Genomic DNA, 18,415 nt, shown 5'->3' on the forward strand with positions numbered 1-18,415 from the left:
CCGCGCGTGCGGATGGTTACTGTATTTCGGCCCATAAGGGTGAAAACGGTACGGGTGTTGCAGTCCCCAACTGTCACCTCAAAGGACCCCGGCCTCCCGCCCAAGGCGTGAGACCAAAGACTTCGGCATGGAAGCGGCGCCCAAATAGCCCCCTTCCTACTGTCCCGAAGTTGTTATGCCCGGCATTCGCCGGTTGTAGTGCTTCAGGACAGAACGGTGGGCACCGTGATGGTGCCCAAACAAACATAGAGAACGTGGAGACACCCATGCAAACCGACACAACTCGCGAGAACCCGCAGGGCACCTTGCCTCAGGCCGCTGATTCGAATTCGGATCTGTCCGCCACCGCGCCGGGCCAGCTTCGCGTGATCAAGCGTAACGGCACTGTCGTTCCTTACACCGATGACAAAATCACCGTCGCCATCACCAAAGCGTTTCTCGCAGTTGAGGGCGGCACCGCTGCCGCTTCGTCGCGAATCCACGACACCGTTGCACGCCTGACCGAACAGGTCACCGCGACCTTCAAGCGTCGCATGCCATCGGGCGGCACCATCCACATCGAAGAAATCCAGGACCAGGTCGAACTGGCCCTGATGCGCGCCGGCGAGCAGAAAGTTGCTCGCGACTACGTGATCTATCGTGATGCCCGTTCCAAGGAACGCGCCGTACGCGCCCCGGCCGAAGATGCGGTCAACGCTCATCCTTCGATCCGCATTACCCGTGCCGACGGCAGCCTGGCGCCGCTGGACATGGGCCGCCTGAACACCATCGTCACCGAAGCCTGCGAAGGCCTGGAAGAAGTCGACGGCGACCTGATCCAGCGCGAAACCCTGAAAAACCTGTACGACGGCGTGGCCCTGACCGACGTCAACACCGCTCTGGTGATGACTGCCCGTACGCTGGTCGAGCGTGAGCCAAACTACTCGTTCGTCACCGCGCGCCTGCTGATGGACACCCTCCGTGCCGAAGGCCTGGGCTTCCTCGGCGTCGCCGAAAGCGCCACCCACCACGAAATGGTCGACCTGTACGCCAAGGCCCTGCCTGCCTACATCGCCAAGGGTATCGAATTCGAATTGCTGAACCCGGTTCTGGCCGACTTCGACCTGGAAAAACTGGGCAAGGCGATCAACCACGAGCGCGACCAACAGTTCACCTACCTGGGCCTGCAAACCCTGTACGACCGTTACTTCATCCACAAGGATGGCGTGCGGTTCGAGCTGCCGCAGATTTTCTTCATGCGCGTGGCCATGGGCCTGGCGATCGAAGAGAAGCAAAAGGAAGACCGTGCGATCGAGTTCTACAACCTGTTGTCGTCCTTCGACTACATGTCCTCGACCCCGACGCTGTTCAACGCCGGCACCCTGCGTCCGCAGCTGTCGAGCTGCTACCTGACCACCGTGCCGGATGACCTGTCGGGCATCTACCACGCGATCCACGACAACGCCATGCTGTCGAAATTCGCCGGCGGCCTGGGCAACGACTGGACGCCTGTTCGTGCACTGGGTTCGTACATCAAGGGCACCAACGGCAAATCCCAGGGCGTTGTACCGTTCCTGAAAGTCGTGAACGACACTGCCGTCGCCGTTAACCAGGGTGGCAAGCGCAAGGGCGCTGTCTGTGCCTACCTGGAAACCTGGCACATGGACATCGAGGAGTTCATCGAACTGCGCAAGAACACCGGTGATGACCGTCGTCGTACCCACGACATGAACACCGCCAACTGGATTCCTGACCTGTTCATGAAGCGTGTCTTCGATGATGGCAAGTGGACCCTGTTCTCGCCGTCCGAAGTTCCAGACCTGCACGACCTGACTGGCAAGGCCTTCGAAGAGCGCTACGAGTACTACGAAGCCCTGACCGAGTACCCAGGCAAGGTCAAGCTGTTCAAGACCATCCAGGCCAAAGACCTGTGGCGCAAAATGCTGTCCATGCTGTTTGAAACCGGCCACCCATGGCTGACCTTCAAAGACCCGTGCAACCTGCGCAGCCCGCAGCAGCACGTCGGCGTGGTCCACAGCTCGAACCTGTGCACCGAGATCACCTTGAACACCAACAAGGACGAAATCGCCGTTTGCAACCTGGGCTCGATCAACCTGCCAAACCACATCGTCAACGGCAAGCTGGACACCACCAAGCTGCAACGCACCGTGAACACTGCCGTGCGCATGCTCGATAACGTGATCGACATCAACTACTACTCGGTGCCGCAAGCGAAGAACTCCAACTTCAAGCACCGTCCGGTCGGCCTGGGCATCATGGGCTTCCAGGACGCGCTGTACCTGCAACACATCCCTTACGGTTCCGACGCGGCTGTCGAGTTCGCCGACAAGTCGATGGAAGCGGTCAGCTACTACGCGATCCAGGCTTCCTGCGACCTGGCTGACGAGCGCGGTGCCTACGAGACGTTCCAGGGCTCTCTGTGGTCCAAGGGCATCCTGCCGCTGGATTCGCAACAGATCCTGATCGAACAACGTGGCCAGAAGTACATCGACGTTGACCTGAACGAAACCCTGGACTGGGCACCTGTGCGCGCCCGTGTACAGAAAGGCATTCGTAACTCCAACATCATGGCCATCGCACCGACCGCGACCATCGCCAACATCACTGGCGTTTCGCAGTCGATCGAGCCGACCTACCAGAACCTCTATGTGAAATCGAACCTGTCGGGCGAATTCACCGTGATCAACCCGTACCTGGTTCGCGATCTGAAAGCTCGCGGTCTGTGGGATTCGGTCATGATCAACGATCTGAAGTACTACGACGGTTCCGTGCAGCAAATCGAGCGCATCCCGCAAGAGCTCAAAGAGCTCTACGCGACCGCCTTCGAAGTGGACACCAAGTGGATCGTTGACGCGGCAAGCCGTCGTCAGAAGTGGATCGACCAGGCCCAGTCCCTGAACCTGTACATCGCCGGCGCTTCGGGCAAGAAGCTGGACGTGACCTACCGCATGGCCTGGTACCGTGGTCTGAAAACCACTTACTACCTCCGTGCCCTGGCCGCGACCAGCACCGAGAAGTCGACCATCAACACCGGCAAGCTGAACGCTGTTTCCAGCGGCGGCAACCACGGCGACGACTCGGTCCTGGCTGCGCCAGCAGGTCCGGCACCAGTGCCGAAGGCCTGCGCCATCGACGAGCCGGATTGCGAAGCTTGCCAATAAGCTGAGCTGGTCAGCGTCGCAAGGCGCTTTCCTGAAACCCCCGATGAGCCACTGGCTGATCGGGGGTTTTCTTTTGGCTCTAGCAGGCGAAAGCGTGCTCGCTATGCAGGTGAAAGCCACACGGTTATTCAGCCAGAACACGTGATCGTTAACGCCCGTCGCGAGCAAGCTCGCTCCTACCGGACCGACCAAAACTAAAAAGCCCCTCTTGCGAGGGGCTTTTTGTGCAGCGCTTTCAGCCAACCGGCATCAGGTCATCTGAATAATGGTCTGCATGATGGTGCTTTGGGTGGAGATGGTCTTGGCGTTCGCCTGGTAGTTGCTCTGCGCCTTGATCAGGTCGACCAGTTCGTTGGTCAGGTTAACGTTGGACTCTTCCAGGGAGTTGGAAACCACCGCGCCCAGGGTACCGGTTTTCGGTGCATCAACGCCGGCCACGCCCGAGGAGAAGGTTTCTTTCCAGCGGGTACCGCCAATTGGCTGCAAGCCTTGCTCGTTGGCGAAGCTGGCAATCGCTACCTGTCCGATGGCCTTGGTTTGCTGGTTGCTGAAGTTGGCGGTCATGACACCGCTTTCATCGATGGTCAGGCTGGAGATCTGGCCGGTGGCGTAGCCGTCCTGGTACTGCGCGGTCCGCGCGGTAGGCGAAGCATACGAAGTGGTTTTGGTCATGTCGAAGGTGATACCGCCCGCGGCTGCGTCCGAGCCGTTCAAGGCCCAGGTCGGCGGGTTGGCCTTGGCGTCAACCAGCACGCCCGGCTTCCAGCCTGACATGGTCAGAGTGTTGTTCTTTAGTGTCCAGCCTGCACCAGCCGTCAGCGTCTTGATGCTGCCATCAGGGTTGAAGGTGATGTCGGCGGTGAGGGCGACCGGAGGTTCTGCGGTAGGATCCGATGGACTGCGACCGTCTATGTAGGTGTAAACGGTCCAGGAGTTAGACGCCGCGTTTTTAACGTAGTACTGGTCCATGGTGTGCTGGTTACCCTGTGTATCGTACACAGGGGTGGAAATAGTTTTGTTGTAGCTACTGGTGTCTTTGACATTGAACGTGGTCACTGTTGGCAGTGGATCCGAGGAGTTCAGGTTCATCGTCTGATCGACACGGGTGGTCGCGTGCGGCGCCAGGCTCGATGTGTCGATTTTCAGGTCGGTCAGCACACCGTTGATGATCTTGCCATTGGAGTCGACGCCATAACCCTGCAGACGGTTGCCGTTGTTGTCGACCACGTAGTTCTGGGCGTCTGTCTTGAACGCACCGGCACGGGTGTAGCTCAGGGAGCCGTTGTCGCTGAGGATGAAGAAACCGTTGCCCTGGATACCCATGTCCAACACGTTGCCGGTGTTGTTCACGTCGCCCTGGCCAAACTGCTGGGAAACGTTGGCCAGACGCACGCCGTTGCCGATAGTCTTGCTACCGGTGCCCAGGCGCGTGGCCGAGTACACATCTTCGAATTCTGCACGGGACGATTTGAAACCGGCGGTCGCGACGTTGGCGATGTTGTTGCCGGTTACGTCCAGCTGTTTGTTGGCTGCATAGAGACCGCTAAGGCCGATATTGAAAGACATATTCCACTCCTTTGTGCCGTGTTAGTCGGCTCTATATACCAATGGTCTGTACTTTGGACAGGGCAACACTGCCCAGGCCTGCCAGGTTCAGCATCAACTCACCGCCGGTCTGGCTGATGGTCACGCTGTTGACGGTGGCCGGCAGGTAAGTCACCAGCGAGGTCGCCTGACTGTCGTAAGTCGCGGTAGCCGCAAACTTGTAAGTGCCGGCCTTGGCCACCTCGCCCGCATCGTTTTTGCCGTCCCAGATGAAACTGGCGTTACCGGCTTGCTGGCTGCCCAGGTCGATGGTGCGAACAACTTTGCCATCGGTATCAGTGATCTTGATCGTCACCGGATTCGTCGAGGCAGGTACGACCGCCGTACCGTTGAAACTCTTGGAGGTGTCGACCACTGCGGTGTCGGTCTGGGCCACAACAGAACGACCTACCAGCGAAGAAGCCTGCAACGCTTGAGACGAGTTGTAGTTGCCGGCAATGCCGCTGACCGTATCGTTGAGCGTGGTAATCCCTTCCAGGCTACTGAACTGTGCCAATTGAGCCACGAACGCGCTGTTGTCCTGCGGGTCCAGCGGGTTCTGGTTTTTCAGTTGCGTCACCAGCAACTGCAGGAACGCGTCCTTGCCCAGGGACTGGTTGCCTGTGGAGCCGCTGACCGCCGATCCCAGACTGTCCTTCGTGGTGCTGGTCTTGACCGAAGAATTGGCCAAGACGTCCTTGAGGCTCAAACCGCTGGTGGAATCGCTAACACTCATCTGAGTCGCCCCTTATCACTGACCGAGGGTCAGGACTTTCTGCATCATGGTTTTGGCGGTGTTCATCATTTCAGCGTTGGTCTGGAACGAACGACTCGCGGAAATCATGTCAGCCATTTCTTCCACTACGTTGACGTTCGGGTAGTAGACGTAGCCCTTGGCATCGGCAGCCGGATGGTTCGGCTCGTAACGCGCCTCGAGGTTGCTCTGATCTTCGACCACGCCCATGACCTGCACGCCTTGACCGGCGGCGTCCTGGTTCTGGAACAGCGAATCGCTGCCGCCGCTCTGGCCGCCCTGGAACATGGTGGCGAATACCGGATGACGCGCACGATAGGTCTGGTCGATGCTCGACGAGACGGTTTCGGCGTTGGCGATGTTCGAAGCAACGGTGTTCAAACGAGTGGTTTGCGCACTCATGCCGCTACCGGCAATGTTGAAAACACTGGACAGGGACATGACTTACTCTCCGCGCAGGGCTGACACCAGCCCTTTGAATTTGCTGTTGAGCAGCGTGAAGCTGGCCTGGAAGCCAACTGCGTTTTCCGCGTAGTTCGACTGTTCCAGTTGAGCGTCCACGGTGTTCTGGTCGATCGACGGTTGCATCGGCGTGCGATACATCAGCGACTCGTCACCATTACCCAGGCCTTCGGCTTCGATATGACGACTGTTGGTCATGTTCAAGGCGAACGTGCCGTTCTTGGCTTTATCGCTCTGCGCCTCGAGCACTTTCGAGAACTCCAGATCCCGAGCCTTGTAGTTCGGGGTGTCGGCGTTGGCAATGTTGTTGGCCAGAACTTCGGCGCGCTGAGCGCGAAAGCCCAGAGCCTTTTCGTGAATACCGAGCGCTTTATCGAAGCTGATGCTCATGTCGGGAAACCTTCGGGTGACCTGATTTTTCGTACGATGAACTTAGCAAGCGTCATGCCAACTCATGAAACCCCGTAAAGCGGGGCTTTGCGAGCAGTGGCAACGCGGCAATGCCAGAAAAGCGGCAACCGTTTTCCGCCGCCTGCCGCTTTTCTGCCGCTTGCCCATTGGCAAACACACGCGTTCTTGGGAGCGGGCTCAAGGTGCCGGCAGGAATACACCGGGCATAAAAAAACGGGAGCCCTCTGAGGTCTCCCGTTTTCAGCCCAGCAACGAATCACTTCGCCTGGTAAATGATCCCCGGACTGCACTGGACCATCTGATAATGATCCGGCAATCCATTGAGCGCTTCCGAAGCACCAAGGAACAGATAACCACCGGGCTTCAATGTACTGTGAATCCGCAACAGGATGTCCTTCTTCACTTCGGCAGAGAAGTAAATCAGGACGTTGCGACAGAACACGATGTCGAACTTGCCCAGGCTGGCGTAACTGTCCAGCAGATTGAACGAGCGGAACTCCACCCGACTCTTGATCGGAGCCTTGATGACCCAGCGCCCCGGCCCTTTCGGGTCAAAATATCGTTGCAGTCGCTCAGGTGACAGGCCGCGACCAATGGCCAGGCTGTCGTACTCGCCGGTCTTGCAGTTGGTGAGCATGGTGCTGGAAAGATCGGTGGCAACGATCTGCACGCCCATCCTCAACTGGCCCATGTTGACCCGCTCGAACTCGTCAATGGACATCGACAGCGAATACGGTTCCTGACCCGACGAGCATGCCGCCGACCAGATGCGCAGACGCTGGCCGGGACTGGCCTTGATCGCTTCGGGCAATACCTTGTTCTTCAAGACTTCAAAGGGGTAGGTATCACGAAACCACAGGGTTTCGTTGGTGGTCATGGCATCCACCACCTGCTCGCGCAAACCGCTGCGCGGTTGGGTCTGCATGCGCTGGACGAGCTCACCCAACGACTTGATACCCTGCTGCTCCATCAGTTTGTTGAGACGGCTCGAGACCAGATACTGCTTGTTTTCACCGAGCAAAATGCCACAGGCTTTTTCCAGGAATACCCGGAACTGTTCGAAATCCAAATTACCCGTTGACAATGCTGCCGCCTCTTAAATCGTGTTGACTGCCGGGGGCCGAACGCCCCTAGCTAATGTCTGCTGCTTTGATCCGGTTGACTACCCGGGATGCCAGGTCATCAGGACGGAATTTGGCGAGGAAGTCATCGGCACCGACTTTCTTGACCATCGCCTGATTGAACACACCCGACAACGAAGTATGCAGGATGATATGAAGCTTTTGCATGCGAGGGTCGTTGCGGATCTCCGCCGTGAGGGTGTACCCGTCCATCTCCGGCATCTCGATGTCGGAGATCATCATCAGGAACTCTTCCTCCGGCTTCTTGCCCTCGTCGACCAGTTTGCGCAGGTAATCCAGCGCTTGCCGACCGTCGTTCAGCGCCACCACTTCGACACCCACCGTTTGCAGGCAACGCGTAACCTGCTTGCGCGCCACCGACGAATCATCGACCGTCAGCACACGCAAAGAGAGCGCCTTGTGCTGGGTTTCGACGTCCACCACGCCTGCGGAGATCGCTTCCGGTGTCGGCGCCACTTCCGCCAGCACCTTTTCGACATCGATGATTTCGACGAGCTGATTGTCGACCCGAGTCACCGCCGTCAGGTAGTGATCGCGGCCAGTGCCCTTGGGTGGCGGATGAATCTCCTCCCAGTTCATGTTCACGATCCGCTCCACCGAGCGCACCAGGAACCCCTGGGTCTTGGTGTTGTACTCCGTGATGATCACGAAGGGATTGTTTTTGTCTTTCAAGCCACCCGAGCCGGTCGCCATCGCCAGATCAAGGATCGGAATGGTCGCCCCCCGAATATTCGCCACGCCGCACACGACAGGACTGGATTTTGGCATCAGTGTCAGTTGGGGGCATTGCAGCACCTCCCGAACCTTGAACACGTTGATCCCATACAGTTGCTGGCCGTCAAGACGGAACAACAACAGCTCAAGGCGATTCTGCCCCACCAGTTGCGTGCGCTGGTTTACCGAATCCATTACACCAGCCATGCCCAGACTCCTACACCAACGCTAAGTGTTGTTGCGACGCACATTCATCTCTAAACGGCACGGCGCTTGCTTTTTATCTCTCTATGAACACAGAACCGACATTTTTTCGACGCCTGACCACACCCTACCGCAAACTGCTCGGTGTGTTGGCGGCCGTATGCCTGTTCAACGCTGGCAGCCCTGCCCTTGCTGACGCGGTTACCTTGCCTGACATGCTTATCGGCGTCACTCAGGGCTTTCTTGAGTTCACCGTAGAAGACTATCTGGCCACCAGTCAAACGGAAGGTCGCTACGAAATCCAGGTCAACCAGCTCGATCCCCGATTGCGCATGCCAATGTGCGACAAGGAATTGACAGCCTCGCTGGAGAGTCCGGCCAAGCCGTTGGGGCGGGTAACGGTCAAGGTTCGCTGCGAAGGCGCTTCGCCCTGGACGGTGTTCGTACCCGCTCAAGTACGCCTGTTTCGCGACGTCGTGACCACCACTCGACCGCTGCGCCGTGCCGGCATTGTCGAGCCTGGCGACGTCACCTTGCGAGAGCGCGACATCAGCCTGATCAGCCAGGGCTATCTGACCTCGGTGGATCAGGCGATCGGACAAAGACTGACCCGACCAACGGTCACTGACCAGGTCATTACCCTGGTGCACATCGAGCAGGCCGAAGTCATTCGCAAGGGCGATCAGGTGGTGATTACCGCGCGCAGCGGTACGCTCAGTGTGAGAATGCCTGGCGAGGCACTGGCCAGCGGTGGCCTGAACGAACAGATCCGGGTCAAGAACCTCAACTCCCAGCGAGTCATCAAGGCGCAGGTCACCGCGCCAGGTCAGGTGGAAGTGTCCATGTAGGGTTCTCTATTCCGGGCGCTCGCGGCTCAAGAGGATGGCGCTAACCAAGGCTGTTCCCTAAACTGTTCCCCATTCAGGGCGGGCACTGACGCGCGCAAGCTCATTGATAAACGGGCCTAAAGTTTTTCAGGGAATGGCCGAAAACATGGCAAGCGTCCAAATTCCCAGAGGTTTTTTATCATGGTCATCGATTTCAGCCGTTTGAACAGTTCCTCGTCACTTACGGGCAGTACACGTACCAGCGCAAGCAAGGCAGCGGCCGAGGCCGATAAATCCGCGTCGCTGAATACCCCGGCCGAACAGGCCAGTACCGTCAAAAGCGGGGAATCGGTACATCTCAGCAATGAGGCTCAACAGTTGCAAAAGGTCACTGATACGCTGCGCGATCAACCTGTCGTCGACAACGCCCGCGTGGCTGCGTTGAAAGCAGCGATTGCCGATGGCAGCTACAAAGTCGACAGCAACCGTATAGCCAGCAAACTGCTCAACTTCGAAGCCCAGCGCTAGGCCCAAGGCCTGCGCCAGGCTTTTGGACGCTTAAAACCCAAGGCCAGCCATGCAAGACACTAATTTACTGCAACTGATCATCGACGATTTTGCTCCAGCGCAACAATTGCTGGAGTTACTGCAGATCGAGTCCCTCGCCTTGCATGGTCGCGACATGCCTCTGCTCGAAAACGTTCTAGCGCAGAAACAGGCATTGATCATCTTGCTCGAACAGCATGGCCGCAAGCGCAGCGAGATCCTCGCCAGCCTCAACCTGCCAGCCAACCGCAGCGGCCTGGAACAATTGGCCAGCCAGTCAAGCGTTGGCGAAGCATTGCTGGCGCAAAGCGATGTGCTGACCAACCTCCTAGCCCAGTGCCACACGACCAATGCCAGCAACGGACAGTCGATCCTGATACAGCAAGCCGCTACGGCTACCCAGCTGAAAATTCTGACCGGCGGCGAACCTCCCGCGCTCTACGATGCCAGCGGATCATTCTCCAAGCTTGTGAAACCGCGCCCGCTCAGTCAGGCTTAAGCTTGTCGATGAGCACGCTCTATCAAGACGCGAAACATGCTGGCAAAATGCCCGCTAGCCGTAGTCAAAATTTGTCTGGAGATTGATTAACCGTGTCCAATGCCTTAAATGCGGATGATGCTCCGCAGCCACCCAAGGTGCTTAGCACGCCTCTGGAAATCTCCAGCAATCTGCGCCAGCTGCAAGAAAGTCATGACCCACTGATCATCACGTTCCACGAGCGCAGCCAGCGTTTCCAGAGCTATCTGGTGGACATTGATCGTGAAACCAACATGATTGCCCTGGACGAAATGATTCCCCGCGACGGCGAACGTTTCCTGTTGGCCGGCGAACCCTTCAAAGTCGAAGGCTTCCACGAAGGCGTGCGCATTGCCTGGGAAAGCAACGGTCCGCTGACTATCGACGAATCCGGCGATAGTCGTTGCTATCGCGGCACGCTGCCCGATGAAGTGGTCTACCACCAACGCCGCAATGCGTTTCGCGCGGCGTTGAAGCTGGCACAATTGGTCGACGTCGACCTTGATGGCGAGAAAATCAAGACACCGATCAGCGGCAAGCTGCTGGACATCTCGGCTACCGGTTGCAAGTTACGCTTTTCTGGCGACATCACTGACCGACTGCAATTGGGTCAAGTCTATGACCGCTTCGTGGCCGCCCTGCCCTTTGGCAAGATGACAGCCCCGGTCGAGTTGCGTTACCTGCACTTTGAAGAAAAGATCTCCACCACCTTCGCCGGTGTGCGCTTCCATAACATGAGCGGACTGGTGCAACGGCAGGTCGAGCGGTTCGTCTATCAGTTGCAACGCGAAGCGCGTCGCTTCGACAAAGACGACTTCTGAGACAGTCCTTCAATAAAAACGGGCAGCCCCTTGCGGTGACTGCCCGTTTTTTTTGCCTCAGCGTTATGGCCTGGCCTCGGTAAAACTTTTTTCGCTGCCCGCGTCCGGCTGCTCACGAGGTGTATCGTCTTCAGGCTCCGATTCGGCCCCTGGTTCGGAAGGTATCGGGTTCTGCATCTGGTCCTGCACCACCTGCTCATTCACCCGCGGATCGAGTGCCGCCACCAGTGGCGAGCTCGACATACTATCCGGCATGGCGACGTGCTGCAGAGGCGCATCGTCCACCTGATGCAGGTTGGTTACCGCTTTCGGACGGATTCGCCACACCAGGATCAACGCGAAAAAACTGAAGAATGCATAAAGCATCTGGCTGCCGAACAACTTCATCAGCACCCCGGCCACCAGCGGTCCGATACTGGCGCCGACCCCGTAGGTCACCAACAACATGGCGGTCAGCGATACACGACGATCCCCCTCGATGTGGTCATTGGAAAATGCCACTGCCAGCGGATACAGACAGAACTGGACCAATGAGCAGAGAAAACCGGCGATGAACAATACCTCTAGCGGAACCCGCTCCATGATCGCCAACGGCAAAGCGGCCAGAGCCAGGCTGAAAGCAAAACTGCGGATCAACAGCGCCCGGTCATAGCGATCGGACAACCACCCCAGAGGCCACTGCACCAGCAGCCCGGCAAAAATGCAGCTGCCCATGAACAAACCGACCTGCTCGGTGGACAACCCTTGCTGAGAGGCATACAGCGGTGCCAAGCCATAAAACGAACCGACAATCAGCCCAGCCCCCAACACCGTACTCAACGACTGCGGCACACGCTTGATAAAGAACCTCGGCTCCATCGGTGCCGGATGCAACGGCGCCGGGTGAATGCGTCGGGTCAGGGCCACCGGCACCAGGCACAAAGCAAAGCACAGGGCGACCAACATCAGTAACTCGAGCCCCAGCCCCGGGTGCATGACCAGAATCAACTGACCCAGCACCAACCCCAGATACGACGCAATCATGTAGCCGCTAAACACCACCCCGCGTTGCTTGGTGTCAGCCTGTTCGTTGAGCCAACTCTCGATGACCATGTATTGGCACATCATGCCGAGACCCACGATTACCCGCAGGAATAGCCAGGCAGGCAACCAGTTCACCAGACCATGGCCTAGCACCGCCGCGCCGACGATCCCGGCACAGGCCGAATAAGCTCGAATGTGGCCGACCCGGGCAATCAACCGGTGGCCGATCTTGCCGCCCAGTACCAGGCCAAAATAGTTGGCAGCCATCAACGCACCGACCCACAGACTGTCGACATGGTCGGCAGCCAGACGCAATGCCAGGTAAGTACTCAAAAGGCCTGAACCGATCAACATCATCAGCGAGGCGAAATAAAGCGCTCGAAAGGATTTCCAGATTTGGCGCATCGGCGTTCCGAGCGGCTCCTTGCAGTGAGAAACGGACTATCCAAAGATAGCCCGGTGTCGACATTTCGTCAGGCCTGGGCTGCTAGAACACGCCGCTCCCAGGGAGTAATTTCATCATAAAAACTGGTCAACTCCATGGTCTTCGAAGCGATGTAGCCTTCGATGAACTCTTTGCCAAACAGTTCCTTTGCCAGTTGGCTACGTTTCAGACGCTCGAGAGCAGCATGCAAGGTACAGGGTAACGAAAGATTGTCCGGCACTTCAAATTCGCCCTGGATCGGATCGCTCGGTTCCAGTCGTCGTTCAATGCCATAGAGTCCCGCCGCCAGGCTAGCGGCAATTGCCAGATAAGGGTTGGCATCAGCCCCCGGCAAGCGATTCTCGACCCGACGAGCGACCGGCGAACTGGCCGGAATACGCAAGCCTGCTGCCCGGTTGTCATGGGACCAACAAGCGTTATTCGGTGATGCGAAGGGATGGCACAAGCGCTGATACGAGTTCACGTTCGGCGCAAACAGCGCGGTGAAGTCGGCCATGCAGGCCTGCTGTCCGGCAATGAAATGACGGAAGGTCGCCGTCGGCTGGCCGTCTTCACCACTGAATACGTTATGTCCGTTATCGATATCGACGATGCTCTGGTGGATATGCATCGAACTGCCCGGTGTATGCGCCAATGGCTTGGCCATGCAGACAACGATCAGGCCATGCTTGAGCGCCACCTCTTTGAGCAAATGTTTGAACAGGAATGTCTGGTCGGCCAATAGCAGCGGATCGCCATGTAGCAGGTTGATCTCAAACTGACTGACGCCCATTTCGTGCATGAATGTATCGCGCGGCAAACCCAACGCCGCCATGCAGGCGTAGACCTCACTGAAGAACGGGCGCAGACCGTTATTGGAGCTGACACTGAACGCCGAATGACCATCCTCGCGACGTCCGTCCAGTCCTGTTGGAGGCTGGAAGGGTTGGGACGGATCGGTATTAGGTGCAAAGACAAAGAACTCCAGCTCGGTTGCCACCACCGGCGCGAGGCCAAGCGCCGCGTAACGTGCGATAACAGCCTTGAGTTGACCACGAGTAGAAAGATTGGAGCTGGCGCCGGTCAGCTCATCCGCGTCGCAAATGGCGAATGCCCGTGGCTGCTGGGTCCAGGGCAAGCGATGGATCTGCGCGGGATCTGCCACCAGCGCGAGGTCTCCATCATCGCTTCCATAAAAGCGTGCTGGCGGATACCCACCCATGATGCATTGCAGCAGCACACCGCGCGCCATCTGCAAACGGCGTCCGTCGAGAAAGCCCTCGGCGGTCATCACTTTGCCCCGTGGCACGCCATTCAAGTCCGGTGTGACGCATTCAATCTCATCAATACCCGTCAATCGCTGCGCGAGTGAACTGAGGCCATCCGCTTTCATGACGCAATCCTTGTTGTTGTGCGAGCCGTGAACGGCGACGCGTACAAAATAGACTCCGCGTGTTCAGAATATCAAGCAGTGTTAATCAAAAAGGTCTGCGGCCAGAGAAAGGCTCAAGGCAGGTAAAGACTGAATACGCCTCCACCCAATGGGCCGCCGTTGCTGATTCTGGTGTGCCCCCCGACGCCGTTTCGCTGATGCAAGGCCGCGATCCGCCCTGCAAAGTACAAACCCAGCCCGGTACTACCGCTACTTTGATTGATACCCTGCACATAATCAGCCTGTCGCTCGATCATCTCGCACGGATACCCTTCACCATCATCGTTGATGGTCAGCACCAGTTGCCCAGCCTCATCGCTGACGGTGATCAATAGCGCATGCCGGGCATAACGAATGGCGTTGTTGATGCAGTTGGCCAGTACCGAAGCAATCAGCTCCCGATCGAAGAAACCCAAAGGGCTCAGCGGATCGACCTCGAAAGAAGCGGCAATACCACGGCTGGCGAACACGTCCTGATGACACGCCAATTGCGCTTCAATGAAGTCATCCAGCTCATGGTAGGCCGGTTGCAGGGGCATTTGATTGACGCCCAACTTGTACAGCCCCAGCAACTGCACGAGCATGCCGTTGAGGTGAGCGAACTCGAACTCGATCACGCCCTGCTCCGCAGATTGACGGGCCGGGTCGGGCAGGTTTGCCAACCATTGGCTGTGGGCGCGCATCAGCATCGCCAATGAGTTCTTCATGTCGTGTACGGTTGAAGCAATCACCGTAGAGAAATCCAATGCTTGCTGGTTGTCGTTCATTCGCCAAACGCCTTGCTTTTAAGCTTCTGATAACGCGGATAACGAGCATCGGTGTCAGGCATCAAACCAACCATTTTCAGACAGGTTCGACATTCTTCGAGCTCGGCCGACGGCACATTGGTATCAGTGCCATGCAGCAATGCCTGCGCCATGTTCAACGCGATACTGATGTTTTTCGGCTGTAGCGCCAGGGCCTTGCGGAAAACGTCCCGGGCCTCTACCAGATTACCGGTCTTGTACACGCGTACGCCTTGCCGGTTGAGGTCAGCGGCGGCGTTGCCGGAGTTGAGGATGGTCGGATCATCGGTCAACTTGGCGATGCCCTTCATGACAGCGGGGTCATCACCGTAGATTTCCGCACAGTTTTTCAACATCGACGCGCCCGCACTGGGTTGTCCAAGCATTTGTAGTTGCTTGGCCACTAAGAGTGCCGCTTCCGCGCTCATGAACTGCTCCATGCCATCGAGGCGCATCATCGCTTGCTCGGTAAGCTTTTCGGCGGTTTCACTGTCGTTGAGCAAAAGACTGGTCGCCTTCATCAACCGGGCACGAATTTGCAGACCGGGGTCGGACGGATTCTCTTTGGCCACAGCGCTCAGCGTCGTATTGATCTCCAGCCGCGTTCGGGTATCCAGGCCCTTTTCACTCCCTTTGCTGATCAAGGCATGGGCCAGTCCGAGGTTACTTTCCGCATCCTTGAAACGTGACTGGGCGCCTTGGCTAACAGCCTGACGGTAGGCTCTGGAGGCTGTGTCAAAATCTTCATTGGTCATCGCCAATTTGCCTAACTGCGCTTGTCGGCGCACAGCCAATGGCGATAAGCGAATTGCTTCTTCCAATACCGCCTGCGCCGCCTTGGTGTCACCTTCGGCGACCAGCACATCCGCCATACCGTCGTACAGCGCCGGCATCATCGGGAACACTTTCAGTGCTTTTTCGTAGACACCTTTAGCTTGTGCAATCTGACCCCGCTTGAACAGTAATTGCCCAAGCCCGGCAAAGGCCCAGGGCAAAGGACGATCTGCAATGATGCTGTCGTAAAGACGCTCAAGCGCCTCATTCTGGTTGAGGTCGCGCAGGGCGTCGGCACGATAGCGCAGGCACAATGGCGAGTAGCGGATATCTTGCTTGCACAGGGCGATGCAGGCGTTTAGCACTTCAAGAGGCTTGTCCCGATCGAGAGCTTGCAGGATCGGCTTGAGCAAGGTTTTGCGCTGTTCCAGGCGCTCCAGGCGCTGGGCCAGGCCGGAGCGGTTGAAGGGTTTGGTCAGGTACGCGTCGGGCTCGTGTTCCAGGGCGCTGAGTACCATGGCCTGGCTGGTTTCGGCGGTGACCATGACGAATACACTTTCATGGCTGATCAGCTTTTCGATCATCAGGTCTTCGAGGACTTGTTGACCGTTCTTCTTGCCATCGCCGAGATGAAAATCCTGCAGGATGAAATGATAGGACTTCTGCGCACACATACGCAGTGCTTGCTCACCGGAATCGGCAGTATCTACATCCTTCACACCCAGTTCCCGCAGCATGGACCTGACCGAACTGCGGAAATCCGAAAAATCATCGACGATCAGAAAACTCTTTTGGTGATACGACAGCATCGAAGATTTCCAGGCAATTTAAGAAGAAGAATCAAAAGGCCAATACGCGAAAAAGATCAGCTTCATTGCCTCTTTCGGCGCGCAGATGATAGCTAGTAGCCATTAGCTAGCAAGTGATTTTTCTCAAACCAAACGACGGTTCGGAGGATACGAGAAATAAAGCTCACTGTAGCCATACGGTTATCGGCCAGAGGTGGCGTTCTCTTGAAGCGGCAAAAGGGCTATCGCGCTTTTTCGTTGAGAAAAAGGCCTCATAGGTATTACCCCCCCAGGAGCCAGAAACCATCGCTGCCGCTGCCATTTCCGGCGCAGCACTTTCCTGCGGACAAAAACAAAACCCCTACCTGCATACGCAGATAGGGGTTTTGGAATTTAATCTTGACAATGACCTACTCTCACATGGGGAAACCCCACACTACCATCGGCGATGCATCGTTTCACTGCTGAGTTCGGGATGGGATCAGGTGGTTCCAATGCTCTATGGTCGTCAAGAAATTCGGGTACCGAACCGTCTTTCGACGCTTCAGCAAATTGGATATGCGATAGTTTGTGCGGCTTTTGTGAGTCGTTGCGAACTTTCGGTTCATTGCGTCTTCACACACCGCAATCTGGTGCCTTTTCAGGTCAGCAAATTGCTTGGGTGTTATATGGTCAAGCCTCACGGGCAATTAGTATTGGTTAGCTCAACGCCTCACAGCGCTTACACACCCAACCTATCAACGTCGTAGTCTTCGACGGCCCTTCAGGGGACTCAAGGTCCCAGTGAGATCTCATCTTGAGGCTAGTTTCCCGCTTAGATGCTTTCAGCGGTTATCTATTCCGAACATAGCTACCCGGCAATGCCACTGGCGTGACAACCGGAACACCAGAGGTTCGTCCACTCCGGTCCTCTCGTACTAGGAGCAGCCCCTCTCAAATCTCAAACGTCCACGGCAGATAGGGACCGAACTGTCTCACGACGTTCTAAACCCAGCTCGCGTACCACTTTAAATGGCGAACAGCCATACCCTTGGGACCGGCTTCAGCCCCAGGATGTGATGAGCCGACATCGAGGTGCCAAACACCGCCGTCGATATGAACTCTTGGGCGGTATCAGCCTGTTATCCCCGGAGTACCTTTTATCCGTTGAGCGATGGCCCTTCCATACAGAACCACCGGATCACTAAGACCTACTTTCGTACCTGCTCGACGTGTCTGTCTCGCAGTCAAGCGCGCTTTTGCCTTTATACTCTACGACCGATTTCCGACCGGTCTGAGCGCACCTTCGTACTCCTCCGTTACTCTTTAGGAGGAGACCGCCCCAGTCAAACTACCCACCATACACTGTCCTCGATCCGGATAACGGACCTGAGTTAGAACCTCAAAGTTGCCAGGGTGGTATTTCAAGGATGGCTCCACGCGAACTGGCGTCCACGCTTCAAAGCCTCCCACCTATCCTACACAAGCAAATTCAAAGTCCAGTGCAAAGCTATAGTAAAGGTTCACGGGGTCTTTCCGTCTAGCCGCGGATACACTGCATCTTCACAGCGATTTCAATTTCACTGAGTCTCGGGTGGAGACAGCGCCGCCATCGTTACGCCATTCGTGCAGGTCGGAACTTACCCGACAAGGAATTTCGCTACCTTAGGACCGTTATAGTTACGGCCGCCGTTTACCGGGGCTTCGATCAAGAGCTTCGCGTTAGCTAACCCCATCAATTAACCTTCCGGCACCGGGCAGGCGTCACACCCTATACGTCCACTTTCGTGTTTGCAGAGTGCTGTGTTTTTAATAAACAGTCGCAGCGGCCTGGTATCTTCGACCGGCGTGGGCTTACGTAGCAAGTACTTCACCCTCACCGGCGCACCTTCTCCCGAAGTTACGGTGCCATTTTGCCTAGTTCCTTCACCCGAGTTCTCTCAAGCGCCTTGGTATTCTCTACCCAACCACCTGTGTCGGTTTGGGGTACGGTTCCTGGTTACCTGAAGCTTAGAAGCTTTTCTTGGAAGCATGGCATCAACCACTTCGTGTTCTAAAAGAACACTC

Annotated in this window: 15 protein-coding genes and 2 rRNA genes (1 of these 17 running past the window's edge); 5 read left to right on the plus strand and 12 right to left on the minus strand. The window is 56.9% G+C overall.

The features are described from left to right. Positions 1-266 precede the first annotated feature (266 nt). Positions 267-3,161, plus strand: coding sequence for a ribonucleoside-diphosphate reductase subunit alpha (locus GQ39_RS18085; protein ID WP_047532283.1), 2,895 nt, complete (start codon positions 267-269; stop codon positions 3,159-3,161). A 249-nt stretch (positions 3,162-3,410) separates the two neighbouring features. Here GQ39_RS18085 and flgE read toward each other — a convergent pair whose 3' ends face one another. From flgE to GQ39_RS18115, 6 genes are all read right to left on the minus strand, one after another. Next, positions 3,411-4,727, minus strand: coding sequence for a flagellar hook protein FlgE (gene flgE, locus GQ39_RS18090; protein ID WP_047532285.1), 1,317 nt, complete (start codon positions 4,725-4,727; stop codon positions 3,411-3,413). A 31-nt stretch (positions 4,728-4,758) separates the two neighbouring features. Continuing rightward, positions 4,759-5,481 (minus strand): flagellar hook assembly protein FlgD, encoded by a 723-nt coding sequence (gene flgD, locus GQ39_RS18095; RefSeq protein ID WP_047532286.1) that lies wholly within the window; start codon positions 5,479-5,481, stop codon positions 4,759-4,761. Between the two features lie 15 nt (positions 5,482-5,496). Continuing rightward, on the minus strand, positions 5,497-5,940 hold the full coding sequence (gene flgC, locus GQ39_RS18100; protein ID WP_034146132.1) for a flagellar basal body rod protein FlgC: 444 nt from the start codon (positions 5,938-5,940) through the stop codon (positions 5,497-5,499). 3 nt (positions 5,941-5,943) lie between these two features. Beyond that, positions 5,944-6,351, minus strand: a complete 408-nt coding sequence (gene flgB / locus GQ39_RS18105; protein ID WP_047532287.1) for a flagellar basal body rod protein FlgB — start codon at positions 6,349-6,351, stop codon at positions 5,944-5,946. 277 nt (positions 6,352-6,628) lie between these two features. Then, positions 6,629-7,456 carry a protein-glutamate O-methyltransferase CheR gene (cheR, locus tag GQ39_RS18110; RefSeq protein ID WP_047532288.1) on the minus strand — a complete coding sequence of 276 codons (828 nt, stop codon included), beginning with the start codon at positions 7,454-7,456 and terminating at the stop codon, positions 6,629-6,631. Between the two features lie 46 nt (positions 7,457-7,502). Further along, on the minus strand, positions 7,503-8,435 hold the full coding sequence (locus GQ39_RS18115; RefSeq protein WP_047532289.1) for a chemotaxis protein CheV: 933 nt from the start codon (positions 8,433-8,435) through the stop codon (positions 7,503-7,505). Positions 8,436-8,518: 83 nt separating this feature from the next. On the opposite strand from GQ39_RS18115, the gene flgA reads away from it, so the two are divergent. The 4 genes from flgA to GQ39_RS18135 all read left to right on the plus strand — a co-directional run bounded on the left by flgA (position 8,519) and on the right by GQ39_RS18135 (position 11,143). Beyond that, entirely contained in the window at positions 8,519-9,280 is a 762-nt protein-coding gene (flgA, locus tag GQ39_RS18120; protein WP_047532291.1) for a flagellar basal body P-ring formation chaperone FlgA, read from the plus strand. A 180-nt stretch (positions 9,281-9,460) separates the two neighbouring features. Further along, the gene (flgM, locus tag GQ39_RS18125; protein WP_047532293.1) at positions 9,461-9,787 is read left to right on the plus strand and encodes a flagellar biosynthesis anti-sigma factor FlgM; all 327 of its coding nucleotides are present in this window, start codon (positions 9,461-9,463) and stop codon (positions 9,785-9,787) included. Between the two features lie 49 nt (positions 9,788-9,836). Then, positions 9,837-10,304, plus strand: a complete 468-nt coding sequence (locus GQ39_RS18130) for a flagella synthesis protein FlgN (protein WP_047532295.1) — start codon at positions 9,837-9,839, stop codon at positions 10,302-10,304. A gap of 92 nt (positions 10,305-10,396) precedes the next feature. Then, positions 10,397-11,143 carry a flagellar brake protein gene (locus tag GQ39_RS18135; RefSeq protein WP_047532296.1) on the plus strand — a complete coding sequence of 249 codons (747 nt, stop codon included), beginning with the start codon at positions 10,397-10,399 and terminating at the stop codon, positions 11,141-11,143. Positions 11,144-11,206: 63 nt separating this feature from the next. Here the strand turns inward: GQ39_RS18135 and GQ39_RS18140 are convergent, their stop codons facing one another. The 6 genes from GQ39_RS18140 to GQ39_RS18165 all read right to left on the minus strand — a co-directional run. Further along, the gene (locus tag GQ39_RS18140) at positions 11,207-12,571 is read right to left on the minus strand and encodes an MFS transporter (RefSeq protein WP_047532298.1); all 1,365 of its coding nucleotides are present in this window, start codon (positions 12,569-12,571) and stop codon (positions 11,207-11,209) included. A gap of 68 nt (positions 12,572-12,639) precedes the next feature. Further along, positions 12,640-13,881: a glutamine synthetase family protein gene (locus GQ39_RS18145; RefSeq protein ID WP_161793954.1), complete on the minus strand. Its 1,242-nt coding sequence runs from the start codon at positions 13,879-13,881 to the stop codon at positions 12,640-12,642. Positions 13,882-14,096: 215 nt separating this feature from the next. Beyond that, a complete protein-coding gene (locus GQ39_RS18150; RefSeq protein ID WP_047532302.1) occupies positions 14,097-14,789 on the minus strand; it encodes a sensor histidine kinase in 693 nt (230 codons plus the stop codon). After that, positions 14,786-16,390, minus strand: a complete 1,605-nt coding sequence (locus GQ39_RS18155) for a response regulator (protein WP_047532304.1) — start codon at positions 16,388-16,390, stop codon at positions 14,786-14,788. Before GQ39_RS18155 ends, GQ39_RS18150 begins: the two co-directional genes overlap by 4 nt. A gap of 376 nt (positions 16,391-16,766) precedes the next feature. Continuing rightward, a 5S ribosomal RNA gene (gene rrf / locus GQ39_RS18160) occupies positions 16,767-16,882 on the minus strand. Positions 16,883-17,037: 155 nt separating this feature from the next. Further along, positions 17,038-18,415 (minus strand): 23S ribosomal RNA (locus tag GQ39_RS18165); it runs 1,514 nt beyond the window's last position.

Origin of the sequence: Pseudomonas sp. 11/12A, assembly GCF_000800055.1 — a bacterium.
Lineage (GTDB): Bacteria > Pseudomonadota > Gammaproteobacteria > Pseudomonadales > Pseudomonadaceae > Aquipseudomonas > Aquipseudomonas mohnii.

Excerpts from the sequence above, each read along its gene's own strand:
- GQ39_RS18085 (WP_047532283.1), top strand. The coding sequence starts at position 267 with ATGCAAACCGACACAACTCGCGAGAACCCGCAGGGCACCTTGCCTCAG.
- flgE (WP_047532285.1), bottom strand. The coding sequence starts at position 4,727 with ATGTCTTTCAATATCGGCCTTAGCGGTCTCTATGCAGCCAACAAACAG.
- flgD (WP_047532286.1), bottom strand. The coding sequence starts at position 5,481 with ATGAGTGTTAGCGATTCCACCAGCGGTTTGAGCCTCAAGGACGTCTTG.
- flgC (WP_034146132.1), bottom strand. The coding sequence starts at position 5,940 with ATGTCCCTGTCCAGTGTTTTCAACATTGCCGGTAGCGGCATGAGTGCG.
- flgB (WP_047532287.1), bottom strand. The coding sequence starts at position 6,351 with ATGAGCATCAGCTTCGATAAAGCGCTCGGTATTCACGAAAAGGCTCTG.
- GQ39_RS18115 (WP_047532289.1), bottom strand. The coding sequence starts at position 8,435 with ATGGCTGGTGTAATGGATTCGGTAAACCAGCGCACGCAACTGGTGGGG.
- flgA (WP_047532291.1), top strand. The coding sequence starts at position 8,519 with ATGAACACAGAACCGACATTTTTTCGACGCCTGACCACACCCTACCGC.
- flgM (WP_047532293.1), top strand. The coding sequence starts at position 9,461 with ATGGTCATCGATTTCAGCCGTTTGAACAGTTCCTCGTCACTTACGGGC.
- GQ39_RS18130 (WP_047532295.1), top strand. The coding sequence starts at position 9,837 with ATGCAAGACACTAATTTACTGCAACTGATCATCGACGATTTTGCTCCA.
- GQ39_RS18140 (WP_047532298.1), bottom strand. The coding sequence starts at position 12,571 with ATGCGCCAAATCTGGAAATCCTTTCGAGCGCTTTATTTCGCCTCGCTG.
- GQ39_RS18145 (WP_161793954.1), bottom strand. The coding sequence starts at position 13,881 with ATGACCGCCGAGGGCTTTCTCGACGGACGCCGTTTGCAGATGGCGCGC.
- GQ39_RS18150 (WP_047532302.1), bottom strand. The coding sequence starts at position 14,789 with ATGAACGACAACCAGCAAGCATTGGATTTCTCTACGGTGATTGCTTCA.
- GQ39_RS18155 (WP_047532304.1), bottom strand. The coding sequence starts at position 16,390 with ATGCTGTCGTATCACCAAAAGAGTTTTCTGATCGTCGATGATTTTTCG.